This is a genomic window from Chryseobacterium carnipullorum (assembly GCF_003815695.1).
GTDB lineage: Bacteria > Bacteroidota > Bacteroidia > Flavobacteriales > Weeksellaceae > Chryseobacterium > Chryseobacterium carnipullorum.
Map to the genome: position 1 here is coordinate 3565334 of NZ_CP033920.1, position 24953 is coordinate 3590286.

General features: G+C 38.1%; 21 protein-coding genes. 17 read left to right on the forward strand and 4 right to left on the reverse strand.

Going from position 1 to position 24953, the window contains the following annotated elements:
• Nucleotides 1-198: 198 nt before the first annotated feature.
• From EG346_RS16035 to EG346_RS24860, 8 genes are all read left to right on the forward strand, one after another.
• Nucleotides 199-3018: a SusC/RagA family TonB-linked outer membrane protein gene (locus tag EG346_RS16035; protein ID WP_123879997.1), complete on the forward strand. Its 2820-nt coding sequence runs from the start codon at nt 199-201 to the stop codon at nt 3016-3018.
• A gap of 12 nt (nt 3019-3030) precedes the next feature.
• Nucleotides 3031-4449: a RagB/SusD family nutrient uptake outer membrane protein gene (locus tag EG346_RS16040; protein WP_123879999.1), complete on the forward strand. Its 1419-nt coding sequence runs from the start codon at nt 3031-3033 to the stop codon at nt 4447-4449.
• 74 nt (nt 4450-4523) lie between these two features.
• The gene (locus tag EG346_RS16045) at nt 4524-5915 is read left to right on the forward strand and encodes a glucoamylase family protein (protein ID WP_123880001.1); all 1392 of its coding nucleotides are present in this window, start codon (nt 4524-4526) and stop codon (nt 5913-5915) included.
• 92 nt (nt 5916-6007) lie between these two features.
• Nucleotides 6008-6715 (forward strand): carboxylesterase family protein, encoded by a 708-nt coding sequence (locus EG346_RS16050; protein WP_123880003.1) that lies wholly within the window; start codon nt 6008-6010, stop codon nt 6713-6715.
• 369 nt (nt 6716-7084) lie between these two features.
• The gene (gene bglX / locus EG346_RS16055; protein WP_123880005.1) at nt 7085-9412 is read left to right on the forward strand and encodes a beta-glucosidase BglX; all 2328 of its coding nucleotides are present in this window, start codon (nt 7085-7087) and stop codon (nt 9410-9412) included.
• 87 nt (nt 9413-9499) lie between these two features.
• Complete coding sequence (locus tag EG346_RS16060) at nt 9500-9886, forward strand: hypothetical protein (protein WP_123880007.1); 387 nt, start codon at nt 9500-9502, stop codon at nt 9884-9886.
• Nucleotides 9887-10100: 214 nt separating this feature from the next.
• Nucleotides 10101-10514, forward strand: coding sequence for a hypothetical protein (locus EG346_RS16065; protein ID WP_123880009.1), 414 nt, complete (start codon nt 10101-10103; stop codon nt 10512-10514).
• Between the two features lie 195 nt (nt 10515-10709).
• On the forward strand, nt 10710-10850 hold the full coding sequence (locus EG346_RS24860) for a bacteriocin-like protein (RefSeq protein WP_164466192.1): 141 nt from the start codon (nt 10710-10712) through the stop codon (nt 10848-10850).
• A gap of 137 nt (nt 10851-10987) precedes the next feature.
• On the opposite strand, the gene EG346_RS24865 is transcribed toward EG346_RS24860, so the two are convergent.
• From EG346_RS24865 to EG346_RS16075, 3 genes are all read right to left on the reverse strand, one after another.
• Nucleotides 10988-11137, reverse strand: a complete 150-nt coding sequence (locus EG346_RS24865) for a hypothetical protein (protein ID WP_164466194.1) — start codon at nt 11135-11137, stop codon at nt 10988-10990.
• 191 nt (nt 11138-11328) lie between these two features.
• Nucleotides 11329-12495, reverse strand: coding sequence for an iron-containing alcohol dehydrogenase (locus EG346_RS16070; protein ID WP_123880011.1), 1167 nt, complete (start codon nt 12493-12495; stop codon nt 11329-11331).
• Between the two features lie 65 nt (nt 12496-12560).
• Complete coding sequence (locus EG346_RS16075; protein ID WP_123880013.1) at nt 12561-13442, reverse strand: AraC family transcriptional regulator; 882 nt, start codon at nt 13440-13442, stop codon at nt 12561-12563.
• Between the two features lie 254 nt (nt 13443-13696).
• Here EG346_RS16075 and purB point away from each other — a divergent pair, with 254 nt between their 5' ends.
• The 8 genes from purB to EG346_RS16115 all read left to right on the forward strand — a co-directional run bounded on the left by purB (nt 13697) and on the right by EG346_RS16115 (nt 22932).
• Nucleotides 13697-15124 (forward strand): adenylosuccinate lyase, encoded by a 1428-nt coding sequence (gene purB / locus EG346_RS16080; RefSeq protein WP_073335277.1) that lies wholly within the window; start codon nt 13697-13699, stop codon nt 15122-15124.
• Nucleotides 15125-15168: 44 nt separating this feature from the next.
• Entirely contained in the window at nt 15169-16128 is a 960-nt protein-coding gene (locus EG346_RS16085) for a WG repeat-containing protein (RefSeq protein ID WP_073335357.1), read from the forward strand.
• A gap of 9 nt (nt 16129-16137) precedes the next feature.
• Nucleotides 16138-17127 (forward strand): serine hydrolase domain-containing protein, encoded by a 990-nt coding sequence (locus tag EG346_RS16090; protein ID WP_123880015.1) that lies wholly within the window; start codon nt 16138-16140, stop codon nt 17125-17127.
• Between the two features lie 12 nt (nt 17128-17139).
• Nucleotides 17140-17562 carry a glycogen-binding domain-containing protein gene (locus EG346_RS16095; protein WP_123880017.1) on the forward strand — a complete coding sequence of 141 codons (423 nt, stop codon included), beginning with the start codon at nt 17140-17142 and terminating at the stop codon, nt 17560-17562.
• Between the two features lie 75 nt (nt 17563-17637).
• On the forward strand, nt 17638-21333 hold the full coding sequence (locus EG346_RS16100; RefSeq protein ID WP_123880019.1) for a phosphoribosylformylglycinamidine synthase: 3696 nt from the start codon (nt 17638-17640) through the stop codon (nt 21331-21333).
• Between the two features lie 101 nt (nt 21334-21434).
• Nucleotides 21435-21839, forward strand: coding sequence for a barstar family protein (locus EG346_RS16105; RefSeq protein ID WP_123880021.1), 405 nt, complete (start codon nt 21435-21437; stop codon nt 21837-21839).
• 134 nt (nt 21840-21973) lie between these two features.
• Complete coding sequence (locus EG346_RS16110; RefSeq protein WP_123880023.1) at nt 21974-22600, forward strand: SGNH/GDSL hydrolase family protein; 627 nt, start codon at nt 21974-21976, stop codon at nt 22598-22600.
• A complete protein-coding gene (locus EG346_RS16115) occupies nt 22600-22932 on the forward strand; it encodes a gamma-glutamylcyclotransferase family protein (protein WP_073335273.1) in 333 nt (110 codons plus the stop codon). The genes EG346_RS16110 and EG346_RS16115 overlap by 1 nt, the downstream gene beginning before the upstream one ends.
• Nucleotides 22933-22981: 49 nt before the next feature.
• Here EG346_RS16115 and EG346_RS16120 read toward each other — a convergent pair whose 3' ends face one another.
• Nucleotides 22982-23335, reverse strand: coding sequence for a diacylglycerol kinase family protein (locus tag EG346_RS16120; RefSeq protein ID WP_123880025.1), 354 nt, complete (start codon nt 23333-23335; stop codon nt 22982-22984).
• A 201-nt stretch (nt 23336-23536) separates the two neighbouring features.
• Between EG346_RS16120 and dnaN the strand changes: the two genes are divergently transcribed.
• On the forward strand, nt 23537-24667 hold the full coding sequence (gene dnaN, locus EG346_RS16125; RefSeq protein ID WP_123880027.1) for a DNA polymerase III subunit beta: 1131 nt from the start codon (nt 23537-23539) through the stop codon (nt 24665-24667).
• Nucleotides 24668-24953: the final 286 nt, after the last annotated feature.

The window sequence follows — 24953 nt, forward strand, 5'->3', positions numbered from 1 at the left end:
TAATGTCATTTGCTTAATTAAGTCTGATTTATTCAGTTTTTTGTTTAACATTTATATATTTTTTTTAAATTTTTAAGATATGTTAACAATGTTCATTTTTTTTTCTATTTTTGACTAATGTCTTTTTTTGAGAATTTAAATAACTCCACCAATAAGGACATCAGTTAAAATTAGATTGTACGAATAAAATTGAACTATATGAAACAACGTGATTTAAAGTATTCATGTCTCATTGCAGTTTTGTACTTCGGTATGAATGTCAATGGACAGACTACTCCTAAAGATACTGCTGCCAAGGAGCAGAAGATCGAGGAAGTAGTTCTGATCGGATATGGATCTCAGAAAAAAGAGAATGTTACCGGAAGCATCGGGATGGTTTCTGCAAAAGACCTTGCAGATAAGCCCAATGCCAATCCAATAAGCTCAATACAGGGTAAATTATCCGGTGTACAGGTGTTAAACTCAGGAACGCCGGGAACTTCTCCAAGAGTAGATATCAGAGGGGTCGGTTCACTGACAGGGAAGACTGTATTCATCGTAGACGGAATGATTACCGATGATATATCTTTCCTTAATCCCCAGGATATAGAATCTATGAGTGTGCTGAAAGATCCGTCCAGTTTGGCGATCTTTGGAGCCAGAGCAGCCAACGGAGCGGTAATTATTAAAACAAAAACAGGGAAAGGAAAGCCAGTTTATAACTTCAGTTCTTATTTAGGGGTGAAGAAAATCACCAACGTTCCTAAAATGCTTAATGCTGATCAGTATATTGAACTCTATAATGAAAAACTGATTAATGATAACGGAAGCAGCAACGGATCTATTTCCAGAGCCCAGTTTCCTTCTGATACTGATTGGTTCAAAGAGATCTTTACCACAAGTATCATCAATTCAAATGATTTTTCAGCATCCGGAAGTTTAGGAAAACTGAATTACTACGGTAGTGTAGGATACCTGCAGGATGAAGGAAATTTTGCTGCAGGAAGAGGTTATAATTCAGGAACAGGATTTAACAGATTCAATACGAAGGTCAACCTGAGCTATAAGATCACGGATAATTTAACGATCGGAGATAACTTTTCATTTTCAAAAATGCGTACCGATCTTGCAAAAAATCCTTTGCTGAATGCATATAACGCCCCTCCGACTTTTCCTGTAATGAATCCTGTTTCAGGAGACTATCAGTATTTTAATGGATATTCTATTCCTAACCCAAGAGCTGTACTGGATCTTTACCGGTCGCAGATCAGACAGGAAAGAATGCTGAACAATATCTGGGCTGAGTATAAATTTTTAAGTGATTTTACTTTAAGAGTTAGCTATACAACAGATAACTATAATACAAGCCAGTACGAATTTACCCCTACAATTACTTCTGCTCCCACGTCGGACCAGAAACCTACTAAGCTCATCACAAGGGATTCAAAAAACAGAAATTATATTTGGGATAATACATTAAGCTGGAAAAAATCATTGGGTAACCATAATCTTGAGATTCTTGCAGGATATTCCAGAACAAGAAACTCCTATTCACAAACCTATTTAGAAGCCCTGAATGTCAACTTTAACGGATCAAATGAGTCCCTGAATATCTTTAGTGGAACAGACATCTTTAAAATATCAGATGCAGTAGATGGCTATGATGTAGCCCCTTATCAGGACAGGATTGAATCTATGTTTGGGAGAATTAATTATGATTATAAAGGGAAATATCTTGTTAACGGATCTGTTCGTAGAGATGGGACTTCCAAATATTCTTCAGGTGATAGACATAGAATATTTCCTGCAGTAAGCGCAGGATGGGTAATCTCTAAAGAAGATTTCATGAGCAATCAGAATGTATTTAGCTTATTAAAATTAAGAGCAAGCTGGGGGAAACTTGGGAATCCGGACGTAGCTAGAAAATATATTCTCTTGACAACAAAATTTAAAGACGGTGCTTATTATGGAAATACAGGAGCTCCCGCACAGACTATTGATACTGTTATTGACCCGAACATCGGATGGGAAACTACCACAGGTAGAGACATCGGTTTAGAAATGGGGTTATTCAATAATAAACTTAAAATTGATGCAACCTACTTCGATAAAGATACCAAAGATGTGGTATACGGAGTGGTTCAGGGAACCGTTTCAGGAGCGAGTAACTGGAATAATTTCGTTACGAACGCATACTCTTTCAACAACAGAGGTTTTGAAGTATCAGTAAACTATGATACCAGAATCAATGATAAGATAAAGCTGGGGGTTTACGGAAACTTAACGACCATCAAAAACAAGATCACTTCTGTATATGAAGGATCTTATTTAAATACAGGAGCCAGTTTATTCGGAAACTCTATTGTTAGATTAGAGAACGGACAGCCGGTAGGTTCTTACTATGGATATCAGGTAGTTGGGGTATTCCAGAATCAGCAGGATATCGATGGTTGGGCACAGCAAAACACCCCTAAAGTAGGAGGTTTCAAGTTTCAGGATATAGACGGCAATGGAGTTATTGATTCCAGAGACAAAACATTCCTGGGAAGTCCGATTCCAAAAGGAACGTACGGTTTTGGTGTTAATTTAAATATCTATGATTTTGATCTTGCTTTAGATTTCCAGGGTGTATTTGGAAACAAGATTTACAACTATAACCGTGAACAACGTTATGGAAACGAAAACTGGGATTTAGATTTCTATAACAACAGATGGCATGGAGAGGGAACTTCAAATACCTATTCTATGACAACCAATAACCAGGAAATCATTAAGCCGAACAGCTTTTTCGTAGAAAGTGGAAGTTATATAAGACTTAGAAATATTACTTTAGGATACAACCTGCCTAAAGATTTTGCTAAATCTTTAATGGTAACCAAGCTTAGACTATACGTAAGTGCTCAAAATCCATGGACAAGCTTTAAGTATAACGGATTCTCTCCGGAGATTTTAAATACAGACAGAGTACAAATGGGTGTTGACAACAGTATCTATCCAATTTCAGCCATCTATACCATTGGTATGAATTTAACCTTTTAATTAGAGAAAATCATGAAAAAAATATTTTTATCCGTCGCTTTATTTTCACTGGTGATCAGTTGTAAAGATGATTATCTGGATATAAAACAGGAAGGGGCAACAGAAGCTGGAGCATTTTTCAAGACACAGGACGATGCGATGCAGGCTACCAATGCCATTTATTTATTCTTAAGAAGCTGGGAAAATTCAGCCTTTCCTTATCAATTTGTATTTGGAGTGCCGGCAGATGACGTGGTTAAAGGTTCCAACCCTGGGGATGGATCTTTCATCAATGCTTATGATCAGTTTACCTATACCGTAAGTGATGATGGAGTAAGAGGATACTGGATCGGACAATGGCAGGCTGTCAACAGATGTAATCAGGTGATTTCCAATGTTCCGAACATCAGCATGGACGCTACCCTAAGAGACCGGTTGGTGGCAGAAGCTAAAATGTTAAGAGCTTATTTTTACTTTAATTTATTAAGAATTTACGGTGGCGTTCCTATTTTTGACGGTATTCCATCTACCTATAAAATTCCTAGAAATTCTGCTGAAGAAGTATATAATTTCATTATTTCTGACCTTACAAGCGCTGCGGCAGTTCTTCCTCAGTCTTATGGAGCAGCAGATCTTGGAAGAGTAACCAAAGGCGCTGCTTTAGGAATGCTTTCCAAAGTGTACCTGTATAAGAAAGATTGGCAGAAAGCCTATGATACCTCTAATCAGGTTATCGGAATGGGCTATGGTCTTGATCCTGATTTCAATCATTTATTCAGAATTGCAGGAGAATTTGGTTCTGAATCTGTATTTGAAGTAAACTGCGAATGTTCTTCTCAATATGGAGGAAGTCAGTATGCTGAAGTTCAGGGCGTAAGAGATCAGTTCGGATGGGGATTCTTCACTCCTTCTCAGGCGTTGGAGAACGCATTTGAACCGGGAGATATCAGAAAAGAACTGACTATTCTTAGAAATGGGGAAACCACTCCTGAAGGTGATCTTATCGCAATGGGAGATGCGGCTTCTGTGACGACCTACAACCAGAAAATATATGTTCCCAAATCTCAGAATAACAGCGCTTGTGCCTACGGTTCAAGACAAAATATCAGAATCCTGAGATTTGCAGAAGTACTGCTGATCAATGCAGAGGCTGCCAATGAACTTGGAAACACAGGAACTGCTATTACTAATCTTAATAAAGTGAGAAACAGAGCTCAGTTAGGCGCTACTACAGCATCTACTCAGTTGGCTCTTAGAAATGCGATCTGGCATGAGCGTAGAGTAGAGCTGGCTCTGGAAGGCGACCGTTTTGTAGATCTTGTAAGAACAGGACAGGCGGCTACTGTATTGGCTCCCTACGGATTTAAGGCTGGAAAGAATGAACTTTTCCCTATTCCATTGGACGCGATCAATGAAAGTACAGGATTGTTTACCCAGAACCCGGGATATTAAAATATAACCATAAGCTTTAGAGGAGAATGAAAGTTCTCCTCTTCTTTTAGTAGAAACAGGTAAAAAAAGATTTCATGAAAAGGACCGTATTATCAATTGCCGTAACTTCTTTATTTTTTGCATATTCGTGCAAAAACACCCAAGCTTCCAAGCCGCAAACCGCTCAAAATAAAGCCGTAAAAAGCAACATTACCGATGAGCAGCTGATGGATAAAGTTCAGAAAGATGCACTGAAATATTTCTGGGACTATGCAGAACCCAAATCCATGTTGGGAAGAGAGCGCTATCATGAAGACAATATCTATCCGGATCATGATAAGCATGTAGTGACTACCGGAGGTTCAGGATTTGGACTGGCCACATTATTGGTAGGCGTGGAAAGAGGATTTATTCCAAGACAAGAAGCTGTAAAGAGACTGACTCACATAATGGATTTTCTTGCCAAAGCAGACCGTCATAAAGGAGCCTGGTCCCACTGGATCAATGGAGAAACAGGAAAAACAGTTCCTTTTGGAAAAAAAGATAACGGTGGAGATCTTGTAGAAACCGCATTTCTTACTTCAGGGATTCTGATGGTACGTGAATACTTTAAGAATGGTAATGCCGAAGAAAAAGTCCTGGCCGCAAAATGTGATGAGCTTTGGAAAGGAATTCAATGGAACGGGTATACAAAAGGAGGCGAAAAAGTATTGTATTGGCACTGGTCACCCGAATATCAGTGGGAAATGAACTTTCCTCTGGAAGGATACAACGAATGTCTGATCACCTATATTCTCGCAGCTTCATCACCCACGCATCCTATCGATGCAGAAACTTACTACAAAGGCTGGACGAGAAACGGAACTTATCTTACTGACAAGACAAAATACGGACTTCCTCTGTACGTAAAACACAACTATGCCGAAGAATACGGCGGACCACTTTTCTGGTCACAATACTCCTATATCGGCCTGGATCCTACGGGACTTTCCGATAAACTGGTGAAAAATTATTTTGACCTAAACAAAAATCAAGTCCTAATCGACTATAAATACTGCGTGGAAAATCCAAAACAATGGAAAGGCTACGGCCCGAACTATTGGGGACTCACCGCAGGTTACACAAGAAATGAAGACGGAAGCACAGGCTACACCGCCCATATGCCAACCAACGACAATGGCGTGATCACACCAACTGCCGCATTGAGTAGTTTTCCCTATACGCCGAAAGAGTCTATGGACTTTTTAAGATTCCTCTACACTCAAAAACCAGAATTTATTGGATCAGCAGGACCTTACGATGCGACTTCAGTAAATTACAACAACTGGTTTACCCCAAGATATTTAGCAATAGATCAGGGAACCATTGCTCCTATGATCGAAAACTATAGAACAGGATTTCTGTGGAAACTGTTCATGAATGCCCCTGAGATTCAGCAGGGACTGAAGAAATTAAGCTTTCAGTCTGAAAAATATGGAATCAAATAATCCTGTTTTTAAGATGATCTTCATACCAAAAGATTAAAATATAAAGTTTCTTGTTAAAAAAATAACAATACATCACACCTCTAAATAACGATATGAAATTAAGACTAAAACACCTTCCCCTTTTACTCTTGCCGCTTTCACTGCCTATGAATGCACAGGAAATTAAAGGAGAACTCAACAAAGAAGTCAAGAGACAGGAAAAAATATCCTACATCCTTGATTACCCTCAAAAAGTAAAAGGAAATGTTCCTTTGATTGTATTCCTCCACGGTTCAGGAGAGAGAGGAAACAATCTTGAAATGGTAAAAGCCCATAGCCCGTTCACCTATAAAAATCTGATCAAGGAACCGGTAGCGATTTTAGCACCACAATGCCCTGCGGATACATGGTGGGATACAGTGACGCTTTATAATTTGATCAAAGAAATTCAGAAAAAATATAAAATTGATGCCTCAAGAATTTACCTTACCGGACTTTCGATGGGAGGCTGGGGAACCTGGAAGCTAGCGATGGAACATCCGGAAATGTTTGCAGCAGTAGTTCCCGTATGCGCTCCGGCAGACAAAGTAATGGGAGCCAATATTGAGCGATTTAAACAGTTGCCTGTAAAAATTTTTCACGGGGGAAATGATGATGTTGTTTCTCCAATGAATTCAATAGAAATGTATCAGGCTTTAAAAAAAGTAAACCCAACGGCTACATTAACTATTTTTCCAGATGATAACCATAATTCGTGGGATTCCACCTACTCTGATCCAAAACTATATGAATGGATGCTGTCACAGAAAAAAGGACAATAAATTTTAATAAAAGAATAAAGAATAAAGAATAAAGAATAAAGAATAAAGAATAAAGAATAAAGAATAAAGAATAAAGAATGATAATCTTTAGAATTAAAAATGATATTCAGCTAAAAAAATAACGTTCAGGATTCAATAGTAAAGTTTAAAGTTAAAAAAAATCAGCCTTTGCTGAGTGTTAACGCCCTTGCGTTCTAAAGAATTTTGATTTACAGAAAACTTCGCGTCTTTGCGTTAAATTAATAATAAAAAAATTTAGCAATCATTTTGTTATAGACTTTGTATCCAAAAATAGAATGTTTGAAAAGGATTAACGCCTCCCGTTAAAACAAAAATAAAATTAGAACTATAATTTAAGAAGATAGATTTATGAAAAAGTTAATTGTACTCGCAGCTTTAGCGCTTTCGCCGGTCTTTTCCGCACAGGAAATGGTAACCAAGCCGGTGCAGTCTTTCCAGACAGCACAATATCAGGCGAAAAGAAAAGCTTTTGTAGAAAACCTTTTGTCTAAAATGACTTTAGATGAAAAGATCGGTCAGCTCAATCTGCCAACCTCCGGAGATTTTACAACTGGACTGGCTCAAAGTTCGGATATCGGAAAGAAAGTAGAGCAAGGATTAGTAGGAGGATTATTCAATATAAAAGGCGCTGAGAAGATTAAAGCAGTTCAGAAAGTGGCCGTAGAAAAAAGCCGTCTGAAAATTCCTTTGATCTTCGGGATGGATGTCATCCACGGTTACGAAACCACCTTCCCGATTCCATTGGGACTGGCTGCTTCATGGGATATGAATCTGGTACAGCAGTCTGCAAGAGTGGCTGCGAAGGAAGCTTCTTCAGACGGGATCAACTGGACATTTTCGCCAATGGTGGATATTTCTCGCGAGCCAAGATGGGGAAGAGTATCTGAAGGTTCCGGAGAAGACCCGTACTTAGGAAGTGAAATTTCTAAAAATATGGTGTACGGATATCAGGGGAAAGACCTTTCCGTAGGCAATACCATTTTAGCGTGTGTAAAGCATTTTGCCTTATATGGAGCAGGAGAGGCAGGCCGTGATTACAATACGGTAGATATGAGCCACGTAAGAATGTTCAACGAATATTTTCCACCTTATAAAGCTGCAGTAGATGCAGGAGTAGCTTCTGTGATGGCTTCTTTTAATGAAGTGGACGGAGTTCCGGCAACCGGAAGTAAATGGCTTCAGACAGATGTTCTCAGAAAAATGTGGAACTTCAAAGGTTTCGTTGTTACCGATTATACAGGAATCAATGAAATGATTGAACACGGAATGGGAGATCTTCAGCAGGTATCTGCTCTAGCACTGAAAGCCGGAGTAGATATGGATATGGTAGGAGAAGGATTTCTTACTACCCTTAAAAAATCTCTGGACGAAGGAAAAGTAACCCAGGCAGAAATCGATAGCGCAGCCAGAAGAATTCTGGAAGCGAAGTACGATCTTGGATTATTCGACGATCCTTATCGCTACGGAGATGCAAAACTGGCAGCAAAAGAGGTTTACAATATGGAAAACCGAAACATTGCAAGAAGCGCAGCAGCCCAGTCAATGGTTTTACTGAAAAATGAAAATCAGGTGCTTCCGTTGAAAAAATCCGGAACAGTAGCGGTGATCGGACCGTTGGTAAATAACTCAATGAACATGGCTGGAACATGGAGTGTTGCCACCAAACATGCCTCCTCAATATCTCTGATGCAGGGTCTTCAGGCCAATTACGGAAAAGAAGTGAAATTCCTTTCAGCAAAAGGGGCAAACATTGATTACGATGCAAAATTAGAAGAGATTTATGCCGCTCACGGTAAAAAAACAGACAGAGACAGCCGCTCCAAAGAGCAACTGTTGAAAGAAGCTGTTGATATTGCTAACAAAGCAGATGTTATCGTTCTTGCTATCGGAGAATCTGCAGAAATGAGTGGAGAATCTTCTTCAAGAACAGAGATCACCATTCCTCAGTCTCAGGTAGACTTGTTAAATGAGTTGAAAAAGACAGGAAAACCTATTGCTATGGTTCTTTTTACAGGTCGACCACTAGCTTTAACCAACGTAAAAGATACCCCTGATGCTATTGTTAATGCATGGTTTGCAGGCTCAGAAGCTGGAAATGCGATTTCAGATGTTTTATTTGGAAAAGTAAACCCTTCAGGAAAGCTTCCGATGACATTCCCAAGAAGCCTTGGGCAGGTACCGATCTATTATAATGCAAAAAATACAGGCCGTCCGCTGAGCCAGGATAAAGTAGATAAATGCGTATATGAAAGATTCCGTTCCAATTATATGGATGAATGTAACACACCGTTATATCCATTTGGATATGGTTTGAGTTATTCTAAATTTGCCTATTCAGGAATGTCTGTTTCCAATCCGAATCCAAAAGGAAATCAAACCGTTCAGGCTACAGTGACGGTAACGAATAGCGGAAACTATGACGGTGCAGAAGTAGTACAGCTTTACATCAGAGATATGGTGGGAAGTATCACCAGACCTGTAAAAGAACTGAAAGGCTTCCAGAAAGTATTCCTTAAAAAAGGAGAATCAAAGAAAATAACCTTCGATATTACTCCGGAAAGCTTGAAATTCTACAACGGAGAATTGAAATTTGACTGGGAACCGGGAGAATTTGATATCATGATCGGAACCAGTTCTGATGATGTACAACATTCAAAAATCAACTGGACTAAATAATAATAAGCAAAGCCATTCTTTTGAGTGGCTTTTTTCCTCTTTTGGCATGATTTTTAATAGCACATTTGTAACTTTAAGATAATAATTATGAAAAAAACAATTGTACTTAGCGCAATGTTTCTGGGATCTTTTGCTTTCGCACAGACGGTAGGAGGAGACAGAGATGCCCATGGATGTATCGGTTCAGCGGGGTATACCTATTCCCAGATCAAAAAAGATTGTGTAAGGGTTTTTGAACAGAAGATTAAATTAACAGAAGTTGCTCCAAAAGGAAGTTCCACTTCAATGGCTGCCGTAATTTTCAGCAAAGACAAGAAAAAAGCTGAAGTTTTCGTGCCGGATACAGATGGGGAAAGCTTGATTCTTACAAGATTGGGAAAAGGTAAAGCATGGAAAAAGGATGGCTATCTATTAGTTCCTTTTAAGAAAGACGGATATCAGCTTAAAAAAGACAATATTGTCATTTATCAATAATTACAAATTTTATACATACCATAGAGACTGCCTGTTAAGGTGGTCTCTTTGTTTTTAGAATTACGTCTTGAAAAGGCCACCTCAAAAATCAGAAAGGGTTAAAATAATATGCAGATAAGCCGATTAAAATAAGCTTGTTTTTTTGTATCTTAGGTCAGCTAATACCCTTGTTGCTGTTATATTTTTATACAACTCAAACCATTACTATTTTACTATGAGAAAAACTATTTTATTAGGCGCAATGTTCTTCAGTTGTTTAGCCTTTACCCAACAGAAAACTCCTGTTCTGGGAGGTGATAGAGATGTTCACGGCTGTATAGGCTCGGCAGGTTATACCTATTCACAGATCAGGAATGTTTGCGTGAAGGTCTTCGCACAAAAAATCAAATTAAAAGAAGTAGGTTCAGATAAAAGTTCCACATCTATGACCGCTGTTATTTTTAGTAAAAACATGAAAAAGGCTGAAATTTTCATTCCTTATGACAATGCAAAAAGCATTATCCTTGACAGAGAAGGAAAAAGCAAAATCTGGAAAAGTGGTAGCCATATTAGAGAAACGTATGTTTTAGTTCCGTACAAAAAAACAGGGTATCAGATTAAAAAAGATGATGTTGTGATTTATCAGTAAATCCCGGTTCCTGGTATAAAAAGTTGTTTCGTAAGAGCGGCTTTTTTGGGCTTTAATAGCAATTTAATGATCCTGTGTTGATTTTTCTTAATCATAAATAAAATTAGGATTAAATTAAAAAATGTATATTAGTATCACCAAATCATAGCAGAATCCGAAAAGCTTATAGAGTAGGAAAGATCAAAAAAAGACGATATGAAAAATCTAAAAAAACTTTCAAAACAAGAATTGAAAACAGTTCAGGGTGATATTCCTATGTGTTTAGCCGGATATTTCTGGTGTTCATTTGTAAAAAAATGTATTCCTGTAGGATCTAGCTGCGGACTTGAGTTGTAGCCGGTAGCTTTTGATCCGGATAACGTAAAGATCATTTTCTGATGCTTTAAGTTATTCACTGAAAAAAAATAAAGCCGTTCGGAAGAGCGGCTTTATCTTTGTGATTTTCGATAATCTGAATAAGATTCAAATCAGCATTAATAACACTTATCAGCATTATAAATTCTGCACGGTCCGTTTTCAGTGTACTGGCAAGTTCCATCCGGACATCTCCCTCCCTGTGGCGGAACCCAGCCTCCTGAAATTATTTTTAAATCAGATGGAGTTAATTTTTTTAAATTTTTCATAGTACGTTTGGTTTTGATTTGTTGTTTTAATTCGTAAGCTTTTCAGGCTTCATGTTTTTACTAAATTAAAAAATAAATTCAAATAAAATCACCTTTCGTTGAAAAATTAATAACGATATACAAAAGACCACTCTTGTGAATGGTCTTTTATCTCTATCCAATGACAAATAGTTGCTGTTAAAAACAGAATATTAGCCAAGAATGGTTTCTTCAGCATATACAAGGCCTTCATAACAGGCATTGTAAATAATTTTCAGATCCTCAAGTGTCGGTACACGCGGATTGAAACCTGTACAAGGATCAATTAATGCATTGTTCGCAATGTAATCCAGGTTTTTATCCCAATCTTCTCTTGAAATTCCAAACTCCTTCAGCGATGAAAGGTTATTCACTTCAGATCGCAATGCTTCAATAGCCTGAGCCAGATCTTCTGCGGTTTCCTTGCCAATTATTTTGGCCAGATCAGGGAAACGGTCGGTAGCCTGTGCGTTGAAACGGATCACATTAGGCAAGAAAATAGCATTGGAAGCTCCATGAGGAACACCATACAATGCACCTACCTGATGAGATAGGGAATGAACAATTCCCAACCATGCATTATTAAACGCTAAACCTGCCATAAAAGAGGCATCATGCATATTCTGACGCGCTTTAATATTAGTTGGATTATTCACAGCTTCTTTCAGATTGTCAAACACAATTTCTAGACCCCCTTTAGCCAATGCATCTGCATAGTTATTTTCGATATTCGAAACATAAGCTTCCACACAATGGGTCAATGCATCTAAACCTGTATTAGAAGTAATATGAGCTGGCATTGAAGCACATATTTCACCATCTACAATAGCAATATCCGGAGTCAGTTCATAAGAAACGATAGGATATTTTACTCCCTTTTCACGGTCTGTAATCACGGCTAATCCTGTAGTTTCAGTTCCCGTTCCGCTGGTAGAAGGGATTGCGATAAATTTAGCTTTATTTCTCAATACAGGGACAGAGAAAGGCTTGATTAATGAATCAAAATCCGTATCAGGGAATTCATAGAATACCCACATGATTTTTGCGGCATCGATCGCAGAACATCCTCCCAGCCCGATGATCCAGTCCGGTTCAAAAGTACTCATGACTTCAGCGCCTTTAAGGCTTGTTGCAGATGAAGGGTCCTCTTCCACACCGTCAAAAACTTTAGTTTCTATTCCTGCCTCAGTTAAAAAAGCAATCGCCCTGTCAAGCGTTCCGCTTTTTCTCATAGAACCCCCTCCGGTTACGATAACCGCTTTTTTACCTTTAATATTTTTTAATTCTTCAAGACTTCCAGGACCATGGAAAACTTCTCCTGCAATAAATAATTTACTCATTTTTCTTTTTCTTATAATGATGCAAAATTAGAGAAGCCGGAACGCATGATGCTATACAAATGAGACTATCCGTTATACATTTGCGCCAACTCCTGCTGAAGTTCCGTCGGAGTCTCTTTTAATTTTGATTTTACAAACTTATTGAGGGCAGAAGGAGAATTGAAACCAAGATCAAATGCAATCTCTTTATGCGTAAGGTCTGAGAATAAAAGCTGTCTTTTGATCTCCATCAGAATACGGTTATGAATCGCATGAATGGCCGTTTCTCCGCAATGTTTCTTGGTGATGGAATTGAGTTTTTTAGGTGTAATGGCTAATTTTTCAGCATAATACTGAACCGTTCGCTGCTCTTTATAATGTTGATTAAGATATTTTTTAAAGCGTACATACAAAGGCTTATCCGTAGTTTCTTTGTACAGTACCGGATGCAGCCCGTGAATAGACTCAATGAGACCCAAAAGGAAAATTTTAATATAAAAACGGGCCTGTTCCTTTTTGATAAGACTCGGGTTCATGTAAATATCCTGGATGATTTCCAAAAGATTCTTACTTCTCTCAAAATCTTTCGGAGAAAGGATCGTGCAGTTAAGCTGCGTCGAAAGATTCACATTATAAGTACTCAGTTCATTTTTCAGAATATCAGAGCAGAAAAGTATTTCTTCAAACAAAATAATTTTCCCTTTTAAATCCTCACCCGGATTTGAGATAAACTGAACCTGTTCAGGGAAAATCACAGAGATCTTTCCCGGCTTAAGATGATGTGTCTTTTCTTCAATATGAACCTCAAGATGGCCGGTTTCCATGACAATAATACAGAAGTGATCTTTTTTGTGGGGCTGCAGGTATTCCCCAAGCCTTTCTCTGTCCAGATCAAAAATGCGGAAAGACAAATTCTTATCCTCTTCTTTTTGGATGTTTTTCTTTATTTCCAGTTTCTGTAAGCCCATGGGATTGATGAATTAGTAGAGTTTAAAAATGAATCAGCAAAATTAGTCCTTTTCAGGAAATCTCAATGACACCAAAGAAGATCCGTGTTTATCAACACAATTGACGAGAGAAATACAATCATTGGAAAAAGGCTTTTACACGTTTACCGATGCAGAAAATAAAATTGCCTTAAACCTATGCTTAAAACACCCGTTACAATTTTCATCTCTCACCGAAAATCCTTATTTTTGTACATCTAAAAGTAAAAGAAAGAATGAATTCCTACAAAAATCCATTGGAAGAGCGCTATTCCAGTGAAGAAATGTTGTTTAATTTCTCACATAATAACAAATTCCGTACCTGGAGAAAGCTTTGGATAGCTTTAGCTGAAATTGAAAAAGATCTTGGTCTTGATATTACAGAAGAGCAAATTGCCGAGCTGAAAGCCAATGCCGAAAACATCGATTACGATAAAGCGGCTGAGTATGAAAAAAAATTCCGTCATGATGTAATGGCCCACGTTCACACATACGGTGATGTGGCGCCTTCAGCAAAAGGAATTATCCACTTGGGAGCTACTTCGGCTTTTGTAGGAGACAATACCGACCTTATTCAGATCCGTGACGGGCTTTTAATCTTGAAGAAAAAGCTGGTGAACGTCATGAAAAGTTTAGCAGATTTCTCCATTCAGTATAAAGATCTTCCAACCTTAGGATTTACTCATTTCCAGCCGGCTCAGCTGACAACTGTAGGAAAAAGAGCGACCCTTTGGCTACAGAGTTTGGTTCTTGATATCGAAGAACTGGATTTCTTCTTAGAAACCCTTCGTTTCAGAGGTGTAAAAGGAACTACTGGTACTGCGGCAAGTTTCCTTGAGCTTTTCAACGGTGATTATTCAAAAGTAAAACACTTGGATAAAGAACTTTCAAAAAGATTCGGTTTCGAGAAAGTATTTGGCGTTTCAGGTCAGACGTATGATAGAAAAATCGACGCTAAAGTCGTTGCTTTATTAGGAAATATTGCTCAGTCTGCTCATAAATTCACCAACGATTTACGTCTTCTTCAAAATCTTAAGGAAATTGAAGAGCCATTCGAGAAAAACCAGATCGGTTCATCTGCTATGGCGTACAAGCGTAATCCAATGAGAAGTGAAAGAATCGGAGCTTTGGCAAAATATGTAATGTCTCTGACCACAAGTTCTGCTATGGTAGCGTCTACCCAGTGGTTTGAAAGAACACTGGATGACTCTGCGAACAAGAGACTGACGATTCCTCAGGCATTCCTTGCCGTTGATGCGATTCTTTTAATCTGGAACAACATCATGAACGGAATCGTTGTATATCCGAACAGAATCAACAAACATATCGAAGAAGAGCTTCCTTTCATGGCAACAGAATACATCATCATGGAAGAAGTGAAAGCTGGTGGTGACCGCCAGGAAATTCATGAAGTGATCAGAGTTCACTCTATGGAAGCTTCCAAGAAAGTGAAAGAAGAAGGAAAAGAAAATGACCTGATTGAAAGAATCTTAAATGATGATTCTTTAAAACTAGATAAATCAAAATTAAAAGAAGTTTTAGATCCTAAAAACTTTATCGGTTTTGCCCCTATTCAGACAGAGGAGTTCATTGCGAATGAAGTCCAGCCGATTCTGGATCAGAATAAAGACCTGATAGGATTGGAGGCTGATCTTAAAGTATAAAGCTTATGCAGCCTTTTTGGGCTGCATTTTTTATTTTAGCCAGTATGAAAAAAACTCTTTTACTCATTGCCATGATCCCCATCCTTTCTTTTTCCCAGAAGAAAGAGGTTTTAAAGTATTTTATCTCAAAAGATACCTTGGCAGGCGTAAAAGATCAGGACGGAAAAATTATTGTTCCCGCCCAGTTTAAGATCTATTCGGATCTTCAGGACGGCGATTTGGTGAAAGAAGAAACCATCTATTTCGACGGTTCTAAAAAAGGAGAAACCAAAGAGAAAAATGCATGGGGCTATGTGTATGATAGAAAAGGAAACTTTCTTTACAGACCGTTTTTTTATGACAATGGAGCAGATTATTTCAAAGAAGGACTCAGAAGATTCGTTAAGAATGGGAAAGTAGGTTTTGCTGACCGGAATGGGAAAATCGCCATAGAACCAAAACATGATTTTGTTTCATATTTCGAATACGGTTATGCATTGTTTTGTGATGGCTGTGACTGGGAGAAAACAGAAGATGAACATAAAGGAATTGTTGGTGGAACATGGGGAGTAATGAATACCAAAGGCGAGACGGTGAAGCCCATTGTAAAATCATCTGATAAAGACAAAGAAATTCAGGGGAAATACTATCCGAATCCTTTTCACTACAATGAAAAAGAGAAGAACATTCTTCAGTTTTTTGAAAAGCAGAATAAAACACTTTCAGGATTGTATTATATCAATGTTTATCCTGAAATGTCTGAGGCTGAGAAGAAATTAATTTTTGAAATTGTAGAAAGGCCTAAAGAGAATTTTCCTTATTATCAGATTAACACCTATGCTGTAGGGATGGATCTTACGATGTGTGATCGGTTTAAATTTCTGGTTTCAGAAGAGGGTAAAGAAAAGTATACCATGGATTATGGTGAAAAAGTTCCTTACGAAGAATGGCTGAAGAATGAAATAAAAGAAGCGGAACAGTTTCAGAAAGAACGTCCTGACAATCCTAATAAATTTGTAAAATAACAATAGCCCATGAAGAACCTTTCGATTTTTTTATTGATGCTTGTGTCTGCAAAAAGCTTCTCGCAAAGTCAGAAAGAGATGTATTCCATCATGGAAAAAACTGCACAAAAATTAAAAGAAAAATCGGGCGCTTATTCCGTATCGGTCGGAATAGTGAAAGATGGTAAAGTGTATACAAAACATTACGGAGAAATAGATAAAGGAAAGGGAAATAAAGCAGATGACAATACCTATTTTGAAATAGCATCGGTGACCAAGCTTTTTACCGGACAATTGTTGGCTCAGGCTGTTTTGGAAAATAAAATTAATCTTGAAGATGATATCCGTAAGTATCTGAAAGAATCCTATCCTAACTTAGAATACAATGGAACTTCTATTAAAATTAAAGATTTGATTTCCTACAAAACCGCATTGCCGCGCAATCTGCCTGATGACACCGAAATTAGGAAAACAATGTCAGACGAAACTCCTTTTCAATACAATACATTAGGAGAAAATTATACAAAAGATCATTTTAAGCAGGATCTTCAGAAAGTAAAACTGGATACGATACCCGGAACCAAATATGCTTACAGCAACTTAAGTCTTGAGTTGACAGGTCTTATGCTGGAAAATATATATGGGAAAAGCTATGAAACGCTGCTTAATGAAAACATCCTGTCAAAAGCAGGAATGGATCACACCAAACTGGAGTTGGGTAAGGGTGAAGTCTTAGCGAATGGGTATTATTCAAGCGGACGTCTGATGCCAAAATCCATAAGCTATTTATGGGGTGCAGGCGGGTCAAAAACCAAATCGACCATGGGAGATATGGTGAAGTTTTTAAAGTACGAACTGGATTCAAAAAATTCAGTTGTTCAGGAATCTCAAAGAAATATCAATAATAGCAAAGGAGATTGGTACGGCTATTTCTGGGACGGCTTTGGTCTTAGCGAGCATGGTAAAATGGGATATAAGCATGGTGGAGCATTTGGAGATCAGACCTGGTTTACGATCTAGCCAGAACTGAATATGGGGATTTGCTTAATCGTCAATATCAGCGGACCAGATACGTTTCCAGCTCTTTATAATTCAGCTGCAAGATTAGCGAATGATCTGACTATAACACCAGGCAAAAAGCATACAGAAGGATATTATCTGAAAGGAGAGAATGTAGTGTTTACCTATACCCATCCAAAAAATTTAAACTCAAAACTGATCAATAGCGCTTCTGTTGCAGGATCTTTCAATGACTGGAAGACCGACAATAAGAATTATCAGTTAACGAAGAAAGAAGATAACCGCTTCGAGTTGGAAATTCCGAAATCCCGTTTTGAAAAAGGGAAAACCTATTCCTTTAAATTGGTTTTAAACGGAGAAGACTGGATCAATGCATCAGGAAATGCTTCCAATACAGACGGAACAGATGATAATAATCTGACCTTGAAGCTTTAAAAGATAAAGGACCGTTATAGGTTCTGAAAAAGTAAAAAGAAAGTAATAAATCTAATATTTAAAATCTGACATCTAATGTCTAATAACAAAAGAATTTTCGTAGAAAAAAGAGGTATTTTCGATGTTGAAAGTCCAAAAATTTTTGATGAAGTAAAAGCAGTCGTTCCGGCGGTCAAAAATGTGAAAGTGTATAATGTGTATGATATTTTCGGACTGAATGATGGAGAGTTCGAAAAAGTGGTCAACAGCACTTTCGTAGATCCTGTGACTGATATTTTACACACAGAAAATCCTGGAGAGGAGATCTGGTTTGCCATGGAATTTCTTCCCGGCCAGTATGATCAGCGGGCAGATTCTGCACAGCAGTGCATTGCTTTACTCACGGAAAATGAAAAGTCCAAAGTAAGAAGCGGAAAACTGATTCAGTTTGAAGGCATTTCTGAAAGAGACCTTGTAAAAATCAAAGACCTTCTGATCAATAAAGTGGAATCTCAGGAAAAAGATCTTTCCATCTTAAACATTCCTGCCGATGAAATTCCTACAAAAGTTTTGATCCACGAAAATTTCATCAGTTTCGGTGATGCCGAACTTGAAAATTTCTATAATGATCACGGTTTTGCGCTGGGATTGGATGACCTTAAATTCATTCAGGAATACTTTAAAACTGAAAAGAGAAATCCTACCGAAACGGAACTGAAAGTTTTAGACACCTATTGGAGTGACCACTGCCGTCACACCACTTTTGAAACAGAATTGTCAGATATCCGGTTTGAAGGAGCATTCAAACAGACATTGGAAACTATTTTCAGTGACTATATCGAAAAAAGAAAATTCTTAGGCCGTGAATTGAAGCCAATCTCACTAATGGATCTTGCGACAGTTTGTGGTAAATATTTCCATAAAACAGGGAATCTGGAGAACCTTGTGATTTCAGACGAGATCAATGCATGTACCATCCAGATCGAAGCTGAATACGATGGTAAAAAAGAACCGTGGTATTTATTATTTAAAAATGAAACCCATAATCACCCAACGGAAATTGAACCTTTCGGAGGGGCCTCCACCTGTTTGGGAGGAGCGATCAGAGATCCTTTGTCCGGAAGATCCTTTGTATTCCAGGCGATGAGATTAACAGGGGCTGCTGATGTTTTAGAACCGGTTGACAAAACTTTACCGGGAAAATTACCTCAGAAAACCATTACAAAACAGGCTGCCAACGGATATTCATCTTACGGAAACCAGATCGGTTTAGCAACTACCATGGTTTCTGAAATCTATGACGAAGGCTACAAAGCCAAGAGAATGGAAGTAGGATTCGTTACAGGAGCCGTTCCTGTAGAGTGGGTGAGACGTGACAAACCTGAGAACGGTGACTCTATCATTATTTTAGGGGGTGCAACAGGTCGTGACGGTGTTGGTGGAGCAAGTGGAAGTTCAAAGGTACAGGATGAAAACAGTATCCATACCATGTCTACTGAAGTTCAGAAAGGAAATGCCGTTGAAGAACGTAAAATCCAGAGACTCTTCAGAAATCCTGAAGTAACAAAACTGATCAAGAAATCAAATGACTTCGGAGCGGGAGGTGTTTCTGTAGCGATTGGTGAAATTGCAGATTCTTTAGAAGTAAACCTGGATGTTTTACCTTTAAAATATGAAGGATTAAACGGAACCGAGCTGGCTATTTCTGAATCTCAGGAAAGAATGGCTGTAGTAGTTGATCCGAAAGATAAAGAACAGTTTATTAAATTCTGTCAGGATGAAAATATTGTCGCTGTAGAAGTGGCAAAAGTAACGGATTCAGGAAGAATGCAGATGTTCTGGAAAGGCGATAAAATCGTTGACCTTTCAAGAGAATTCTTAGATACCAACGGATGCTCCAAAACTCAGGAGGTGAAAATTACCCACCTTGAAGAAGTGAAAGAAGAAACATTATCTTTTACAAAAGAGAACTTCATTAAAATATTAAGCGACAAAAATGTAGCTTCACAAAAAGGACTGTTGGAAATGTTTGACTCTTCTGTAGGTGCCACTACGGTTGCGATGCCTCTTGGAGGAAAATACCAGCAGACACTAATGGAAGGAAGTGCTCAGACATTACCCATTTTAGGAGCAAAAGATATTGAAACGGTTTCCTTTGCGAGCTGGGGATTTAATACCGGAATTTCAAAGCAGAATTCACTGTTGGGAGCTTCTTATGCAGTTGTAGAAAGTGTCGCTAAGATCGTTGCGATGGGTGGCGATTACAGAAATATCAGATTAACCTTCCAGGAATATTTTGAAAAACTGGGTCAGAATGCTGAAAAGTGGGGCAAACCTTTAGCTTCTCTTTTAGGAGCTTATGATGCTCAGATCAATCTTGGTCTTGCAGCTATTGGAGGAAAAGACTCCATGAGTGGCACTTATCAGGATCTGAATGTTCCGCCTACCTTGATCTCATTTGCATGTGCCAACGGAGAAAAGAAAAATGTAATTTCCCCTGAATTCAAACAGGCTGGAAATAAAGTATACTTCTTCAACCATACTCCGCAGGAAAATGGTCTTCCGGACTACGCAAGCTTAAAAGGAATTTTCGAATTTATTTTTGAAAACATCAAAGCCGGAAAAATCGTTTCTGTAAAAACCATTAAAGAAGGTGGGGTAGCAGTAGCTTTAGCCAAAATGAGCTTTGGAAACAGGTTGGGAGCAGAGATCACGGTTGACGAACATGTTTTGTTAGCTAAAAAGATCGGAAGCTTAATCATCGAATCAAAAGAAGAGTTGAGTCATACTTCTTTACAGCAGATCGGTGAAGTAAAAGATTCGGGTATCTTGGCGATAAACGGTCTTGAATCTTCAATCTTAGATCTTGTAGCTGCTAATACCGGAACATTTGAAAACCTTTTCCCAACGCAGGAAAAAGAAAAAATTACGGTTGAAATCGATGAAAAATCAAACTCGATCAACCCACGAAATATCATCATCAAAAAGCATGGAATTGCCAGTCCGAAAGTATTTGCTCCTGTATTCCCGGGAACCAACTGTGAGTACGACACCTTGAATGCATTCCAGAAAGAAGGCGCTGTCACCAGCAGTCTTCCATTGAAAAATATCAGCCACCAGTTGCTGGACGAAAGCATTGATGCATGGGTAGAAGAGATCAGAACATCTCAGATTCTGGCCTTCTCAGGAGGTTTCTCAGCAGGTGATGAGCCGGATGGTTCTGCAAAATTCATCGTTAATGTGTTGAAAAACGAAAAGATGAGAAACGCTGTTCACGAATTACTGGACAGAGACGGCATGATCATCGGAATCTGTAACGGTTTTCAGGCTTTGGTTAAATCAGGTCTGTTACCTTACGGAAGAATCAAAGATCTGGATGAAAACTCTCCGACATTGGCTCATAATGCCATCAGAAGACATATTTCCCAGATGGTCAACGTGAAAGTAATCAATGACGAAAGTCCTTGGTTAAAAGGAATGAAAGATCAGGTATTCACCATTCCGATTTCTCACGGTGAAGGTCGTTTTATGGCTTCCGAAGAGGAAATCAAAAAGCTTTACGAAAACGGACAGATCGCGACTCAATACATTGATCTTGATGGAAACATTGCCCATGGAATGCCATTCAATCCAAATAATTCATTATTCGGAATTGAAGGAGTTACCAGCCCTTGCGGAAAGATTTATGGAAGAATGGGACATCCTGAGCGTTTTGCAGAAGGCCTCATGAAAAACATACCGACCGCGAATTACCACAATATATTCAAAAACGGAGTAGAATACTTCAAATAAACAGACCAATGACCGCCACTGAATGGCGGTCATTTTTTTATATTTACAGGGATTAAATTTTAAGGATAACCCAACGGGCTTTCGGCAATATATTCAGAATAATGTTGAATTCAGATAAAAATAAATTAATTACAATCAATGGCAGTCATTTTTCGGATCTGTCAGGTTTCTACGACGAAGTTTCTTTGGTATTGATGAAAAATACAGACTGGAAAGTGGGAACACTGGATGGCTTTGATGATATCCTTTACGGAGGGTTTGGAGTATTTGATAGCGGCGATGAAATTCAAATCACCTGGAAAGATTCCCAAAAATCAAAAGAAGATCTTGGACTGGAAGATACCCGTCATTTTTATGAAAACAAGATCAGACAGGGAAAACCTTTTAACGTAGAACTGATTCAGCAAAAAATGAATGAATTGATTTCCGGAAATGGTCAGACCTTATTCGAAATTTTAATAGAAATTATAGAATCGCATAAAAATATTACCCTAATTTTGGATTGATATTAGACGGATGATGAGTTATAAATTACGAGCGATGGTCAACAGTATTACTTATATCCCAACATTACTAATTTCTAACATCTAACATCTAGCATCTAGCATCTGACATCTAATATCTAACATCTTATTTAAAAATGAAAAAAATGATTTACGGGCTGTTCTTTGGCGACAGCATTACCTATGGAGAATATGACGGAGTTTTCGGAGGATGGGTAGACATCCTCAAAAGATATACACTGCAAAAGTTTCATGAAGGAAGTAATGAAGTCATCCTTTTTAATCTGGGAATAGGAGGTGAAACCACAGAAGGACTACTGAAAAGGATGCCTTATGAAATGGCGGCCAGGAATTCGGAGGAAGGAAATATTATTTTTATCGGTTACGGAGCCAATGATCTGGCAAAGAAGAACGGAAGTTACCTCGTAGCACCTGAACAGTTTGAAGAAAATATAAAAACAGCGGTTCAGTATGCAAAGCAATATTCCAATGATATTTATCTTGTAAGCATCCTCCCATTTTCCAGAAACGTGGATGGAGTAGAATCGGCCACAGGGAAATTACGAGTAAACGGAGACGTTTTGATGTATAACCAAATCCTTACCAATATAGCAGCTGAACATTCTTTGCATTACATTGATTTCTACGCTGCAATTGTCCCGGATAAAGAGATTCTGCTTTCCGCAGACGGAGTTCATCCTAATGAAAAAGGCTACGGAATAATGGCTGAAACGGTAATACCCATCATAGAAAAATATTTATAATGACGCATTTATTTTCATACGGAACCCTGCAGAAAGAGCAGGTACAACTTGAAACATTCGGACGACTTTTAGAAGGTGAAAAAGATATTCTTACCGGCTATAAACTGAGTAAGGTCGAAATTACAGATCCTGAAGTTTTGCGCAAAAGCGGCCAGAAATACCATCCGATATTAGTATTTTCCGGAAACAGCGAAGATGAGGTTGAGGGAATGCTTTTTGAAGTGACAGAAGAGGAAATTCTTCAGGCAGATGAATATGAAGTGGATGATTATAAAAGAGTAGAAACTGTTTTCAAATCCGGAAAGAAAGGATGTATTTATATTGGAAAATAATTCCTTTTATAAAGCATATAAATGTCGGTACAAAAATATTCTGTAGATGCTAAAAGAGATATTTCCAGTACACAATAATTCCCACAACAACAGCTCCGGCAGCCATGAGTAAAACAGCCCCCGCGGAAATATCTTTAATAAAGCCGATTCTCTTGTCAAAATCAGGTTGGATGATGTCACATATCCTTTCTATAGCAGTATTGAAAATTTCAGCACTTAAAACAGCAACAGAAGCCATGAGAACGAGTGCGGTATCTGTTCCGGAAAGGTTAAAATAGAAAATGAAGAAAAGGTTAATGAAAAAAGCCGCAAGTTCAATCTGAAAATTTCTTTCCGTGAGTACCATCAGGAAAATACCCCGGAAAGCATGCAGAAAACTTTTATGGATAAGTGGTTTTTTCATGAGTCTTTTTCGCAAATATAGGATTTGTATTTTGATGGTACCCAAATTCCGGATCTTTGATGTGAAAATTAATCATGATAAAATCTGAACATAATGTCAAGTCCGAAAACAGGTTAATGATATTTGTTCAAAACTCCTTAGGATTATTTTTTTCATTATAGTTTCTATTTATTATATTTGTAGAAACTTATTTTTAAATCTATGAAATTTATTATTTCAAGTGGTGAACTGCAGAAAGCATTGCAAACTGTAAGTGGCGTAATATCAAGCTCTCAGTCGAGACCGATTTTAGAAAACTATCTTTTTGAATTAGACGGAAATAACGTTACCATTACAGCTTCTGATGGCGAGACTACGCTCGTTACTTCTCTGGAGGTAAAGTCTGACGATTCTGGTAAATTTGCCGTTCCTGCTAAAATTTTTCAAGATTTTATCAAGACTTATGGTGAACAGCCTCTTACGTTCGTTGTGAAGGATAATGCGGAAGGAACCGGAAGCCAGCTGGAGATTTTAGATGAAAAAGATAATTTCGCTGTAGCGCTGGATAATGCTGATGACTATCCTGAACTTCCGGAATTCGATGCTTCCCAAAGCGTAACAATGCCTGCCGGAGTTTTATCTGAAGCATTGACCAACACTCTTTTTGCAACCAGCAATGACTCTCTTCGTCCCGTAATGACAGGAGTGCTCTTCCAGTTTGGAGAAAATGAAACGAATTTTGTTTCTACAGACTCCCACAGACTGGTGGTTTACAAAAGAACAGACCTGATGAATGCCGAGCCCATGGAGTTCATCATGCCTAAAAAACCTTTGAACATTTTCAAAAATATACTGGCAAGTTCCAATGAAGACGTTAGAATCGACTTCAACGAGAACATGGCTAAATTTACTTTTGGAAAACATATCTGGATCTGCAGACTGATTGACGGAAAATATCCTAACTACACGGCAGTAATCCCGAAAGAAAATCCAAATGTACTGACGATCAACAGAAACCTTCTGTTAGGAGCCATCAAAAGAGCGTCGATCATGTCTAATAAATCGACCAACCAGGTAAGATTTAAATTGTCTGCCAATATTCTTCACCTTCATGCAGAAGATACAGAATATGCAAATAAAGCAGATATGCAGATTCCTTGCGACTATAACGGCGAAGATATCAATATCGGTTTCAGCTCTAAATTTTTAACCGAAATGCTTACGATTTTAGGGTCTGACGATATCACTATGAAAATGTCACAACCCAACAGACCGGGGATCATTGAACCTCTTGACGGTCTTGAAGACAGCGAAAATATACTGATGTTATCAATGCCGGTTATCGGATTGTAATATTTGACAAATACATAAAAGAGGTTTTGATTTTTCAAGACCTCTTTTTTATTTTAAATAATCAAATGAGCTTCTTACAGGTCTATTCATAGCAGATTTAAAATCTAATGTTTCATTTTATCTGTTTTCTGTAATACGATAGATTCTGAGAACTGTCGTAAAATAATAAAACTATTTGTTTTAAAGTCATTCCTAAATTTCGCTGTTTCTCAAAAAAACACGACATTTGTACGGGAAAAACCGTACAGGAAATTGGGTACGGAAATTCAATAAATTTTTCAAAATA

Coding starts and splice junctions, on each gene's coding strand:
- EG346_RS16035 (WP_123879997.1), top strand. CDS start 199: ATGAAACAACGTGATTTAAAGTATTCATGTCTCATTGCAGTTTTGTAC.
- EG346_RS16040 (WP_123879999.1), top strand. CDS start 3,031: ATGAAAAAAATATTTTTATCCGTCGCTTTATTTTCACTGGTGATCAGT.
- EG346_RS16045 (WP_123880001.1), top strand. CDS start 4,524: ATGAAAAGGACCGTATTATCAATTGCCGTAACTTCTTTATTTTTTGCA.
- EG346_RS16050 (WP_123880003.1), top strand. CDS start 6,008: ATGAAATTAAGACTAAAACACCTTCCCCTTTTACTCTTGCCGCTTTCA.
- bglX (WP_123880005.1), top strand. CDS start 7,085: ATGAAAAAGTTAATTGTACTCGCAGCTTTAGCGCTTTCGCCGGTCTTT.
- EG346_RS16060 (WP_123880007.1), top strand. CDS start 9,500: ATGAAAAAAACAATTGTACTTAGCGCAATGTTTCTGGGATCTTTTGCT.
- EG346_RS16065 (WP_123880009.1), top strand. CDS start 10,101: ATGAGAAAAACTATTTTATTAGGCGCAATGTTCTTCAGTTGTTTAGCC.
- EG346_RS24860 (WP_164466192.1), top strand. CDS start 10,710: ATGAAAAATCTAAAAAAACTTTCAAAACAAGAATTGAAAACAGTTCAG.
- EG346_RS24865 (WP_164466194.1), bottom strand. CDS start 11,137: ATGAAAAATTTAAAAAAATTAACTCCATCTGATTTAAAAATAATTTCA.
- EG346_RS16070 (WP_123880011.1), bottom strand. CDS start 12,495: ATGAGTAAATTATTTATTGCAGGAGAAGTTTTCCATGGTCCTGGAAGT.
- EG346_RS16075 (WP_123880013.1), bottom strand. CDS start 13,442: ATGGGCTTACAGAAACTGGAAATAAAGAAAAACATCCAAAAAGAAGAG.
- purB (WP_073335277.1), top strand. CDS start 13,697: ATGAATTCCTACAAAAATCCATTGGAAGAGCGCTATTCCAGTGAAGAA.
- EG346_RS16085 (WP_073335357.1), top strand. CDS start 15,169: ATGAAAAAAACTCTTTTACTCATTGCCATGATCCCCATCCTTTCTTTT.
- EG346_RS16090 (WP_123880015.1), top strand. CDS start 16,138: ATGAAGAACCTTTCGATTTTTTTATTGATGCTTGTGTCTGCAAAAAGC.
- EG346_RS16095 (WP_123880017.1), top strand. CDS start 17,140: ATGGGGATTTGCTTAATCGTCAATATCAGCGGACCAGATACGTTTCCA.
- EG346_RS16100 (WP_123880019.1), top strand. CDS start 17,638: ATGTCTAATAACAAAAGAATTTTCGTAGAAAAAAGAGGTATTTTCGAT.
- EG346_RS16105 (WP_123880021.1), top strand. CDS start 21,435: ATGTTGAATTCAGATAAAAATAAATTAATTACAATCAATGGCAGTCAT.
- EG346_RS16110 (WP_123880023.1), top strand. CDS start 21,974: ATGAAAAAAATGATTTACGGGCTGTTCTTTGGCGACAGCATTACCTAT.
- EG346_RS16115 (WP_073335273.1), top strand. CDS start 22,600: ATGACGCATTTATTTTCATACGGAACCCTGCAGAAAGAGCAGGTACAA.
- EG346_RS16120 (WP_123880025.1), bottom strand. CDS start 23,335: ATGAAAAAACCACTTATCCATAAAAGTTTTCTGCATGCTTTCCGGGGT.
- dnaN (WP_123880027.1), top strand. CDS start 23,537: ATGAAATTTATTATTTCAAGTGGTGAACTGCAGAAAGCATTGCAAACT.